The sequence below is a fragment of the Streptomyces sp. NTH33 genome (assembly GCF_003236365.1).
Lineage (GTDB): Bacteria > Actinomycetota > Actinomycetes > Streptomycetales > Streptomycetaceae > Streptomyces.
Genome location: NZ_POTZ01000806.1, coordinates 1 through 1,825, shown reverse-complemented (window position 1 = coordinate 1,825; position 1,825 = coordinate 1). Strand labels below are relative to the sequence as shown.

General features: G+C 72.2%; 3 protein-coding genes and 1 pseudogene. 1 reads left to right on the top strand and 3 read right to left on the bottom strand.

Annotated elements, in window-relative coordinates; translation table 11 throughout:
- Nucleotides 1–436 (top strand): hypothetical protein (locus tag C1I97_RS40420; protein WP_111007185.1); only part of this gene is annotated, 436 nt, incomplete at its 5' end.
- A gap of 24 nt (nt 437–460) precedes the next feature.
- On the opposite strand, the pseudogene C1I97_RS36465 reads toward C1I97_RS40420, so the two are convergent.
- The 3 genes and pseudogenes from C1I97_RS36465 to C1I97_RS36455 all read right to left on the bottom strand — a co-directional run.
- A pseudogene (locus C1I97_RS36465) lies at nt 461–877 on the bottom strand (transposase); the annotation flags it as partial.
- 94 nt (nt 878–971) lie between these two features.
- Nucleotides 972–1,334 carry a 2-oxo acid dehydrogenase subunit E2 gene (locus C1I97_RS36460; RefSeq protein ID WP_111007184.1) on the bottom strand — a complete coding sequence of 121 codons (363 nt, stop codon included), beginning with the start codon at nt 1,332–1,334 and terminating at the stop codon, nt 972–974.
- On the bottom strand, nt 1,327–1,825 hold a 499-nt coding region (locus C1I97_RS36455; protein WP_309147861.1), incomplete at its 5' end, for an alpha-ketoacid dehydrogenase subunit beta. The genes C1I97_RS36460 and C1I97_RS36455, both read right to left, overlap by 8 nt.

The window sequence follows — 1,825 nt, the reverse complement described above, 5'->3', positions numbered from 1 at the left end:
GCACCCGCCCGCTGCGACGACCCCGCCCACTGCGACGACCGCGCCCGCCGCGCCCGGCGAGGGCACCGCCCCGGCCGGCACGACGCGCTGGGCCGGTACCAAGCAGTTCATGCAGATACGCGAGGGCTGGATCAGCGGCGGACGGACCTACCTGTCAGTGCGGACGGCCCGGAAGATGGCCGCCACGGGCCCGCACGAGGCGTGGTTGATCATCCCCGGTGAAGGGCCCTACACCACGGTGCTCATGGCCACAGACGCCCGGGTGCTGCTATCGGTCCCGCTGGGCGACAACTCCGCCCCCTACCCCTATTCCCAGGCCGAGTTCGTCAACCGGCTGATGACCGAGCCGAGCTCCTCCCGCTCGAGGCTGGGATACGACCTCAGCTTCGACGGGAAGGGCCGGGTGACCAGGTTGCAGTCGCTGTACACCTCCTAAAAGGTGGCGCGGACAGGGATGCGGTCATGGTCGGCGGTTCGGGCGCTCGTCCCAGCGGTGAGTCGTCCATGCCCGCCGGATCAGGCTGCGCACGGTGATGACCGTGTCGGCGAGGTCGAAGAAGGCGTCGACGACGCTGGCGCGCCGCTCGTAGCAGCGGGCGAGCCGGTGGAAGGCGTTCTGCCAGGCGTGGGTGCGCTCCACGTGCCAGCGCCGACTGGCCTGGATGGGCGCCTTCTCGCCCTTGTGCGCGATGCGGCCGCGCAGGCCGCGTTCGTGGAGCAGGGTGCGGGTGGTGCCGGAGTCGTAGCCGGTGTCCAGGTGGACGGTGACGTCGCCGGGCAGCGGGCCCAGGTCGTCCAGACGGTCCGGGGTCGGGGCGAGCAGTGGGGAGTCGTGGTGGTTGGCGCCGGCCAGGACGCGGCCCGGGGGAATGCCGTATCAGGGGCGTCCGGGTCCAGGCCGGTGAGATCGGCGCCGGGCACCACACGAGTGATCGCCTCCTCGACGACGGTCCGGGCTTCGGTCTCGTCCATCACAGGTTCTCCGGTTTCTGGAGCAGGCGGTCGACGGCGTTCAGGAAGCGTGCTCCCACAGCGCCGTCGCTGGCTCGGTGATCGGCGGACAGGGTGGCCGTCACGACAGGGCGCACCCCGAGCATGCCGTGGTCCGCCCAGGGGCGCTCGAGCACGGCCCCGAAACCGACCAGGGCGCCCTGAGGCGGGTAGATGACGCCGTAGACGGCCTCGACGCCCTGGTCCCCGAGGCTGCTGACGGTGAGGGTGCCCCCGGCGATCACCTCGCCGCGCGTGACCGTGTCGCCGGGGGAGACGAGCCACTCCTGGAGGGTGCCCGCCTCCATGTCCGCGCCCAGCGACGGCATGGTGAACTCACCCACGGTGCCCCATCGCCTCCCGGGCCGCGGCGGCGATGCCCTCCGCCTGGGGCAGCGCGGCCTCCTCCAGGTGCCGGGCGTAGGGGATCGGCACCTCGGCACTGCACACCCTCCCGACCGGTGCGTCGAGTTCGTAGAAGGCCTGCTCGGTGATCCGGGCGGAGACCTCGGCGGCGAGGCTCCCGGTGCGCCAGCCCTCGTCGACGACGACGGCACGGTGCGTCCTGGCCACCGAGGCCATGATCGTGGCGTCGTCGAGGGGGCGGAGGCTGCGCAGGTCCACGACCTCGGCGCTGATGCCCTCCTCGGCGAGGAGGTCCGCCGCCGAGAGGACCTTGGGCAGCGACCCCCCGTACGTCAGAAGGGTGACGTCGTCGCCCGATCGGCGGACGGCGGCCGACGAGATGTCCGGGGGGCCTTCGGGCGCGGTGAGTTCGCCGGAGACGTTGTACAGGGAGCCGTGTTCGAAGATGATCACGGGGTCGGGGTCGGGG